This is a genomic window from Spirulina sp. CCY15215 (assembly GCF_016888125.1).
Classification (GTDB): domain Bacteria; phylum Cyanobacteriota; class Cyanobacteriia; order Cyanobacteriales; family Spirulinaceae; genus CCY15215.
This window is the reverse complement of sequence record NZ_JACSWA010000153.1, coordinates 1-253: the sequence shown is the minus strand read 5'-3', so window position 1 is coordinate 253 and position 253 is coordinate 1. Positions and strand designations below refer to the sequence as shown.

Sequence of the window (253 nt, the reverse complement as noted above, 5' to 3'; positions counted from 1 at the left end):
ATTCACAACAGGCGTGACAGGTGTTGGTGTTACGGAAACGGGGACAAATTCATAGGCTCCAATATCTACAGTTCCTCCCAAAATACGGTTTTCTCCCCGTTGATCGGTAGAGGTGGTGACAAGACCATTATTCCCAGCATTAATCGCAGGACTATTCGCATTGAGAGCATGGGTTTGGGTTGAACCACCATTATTAGCAAGGGGGAGTAACAAAGGGTCAATCCCTTTTATATTGCTGGTATCGGTGGTAATT

At 45.5% G+C, this 253-nt stretch carries 1 protein-coding gene; it reads right to left on the bottom strand.

The features are described from left to right. The coding region (locus JUI58_RS00725) for a choice-of-anchor Q domain-containing protein (RefSeq protein WP_204101834.1) at positions 1–253 on the bottom strand (253 nt) is incomplete at both ends.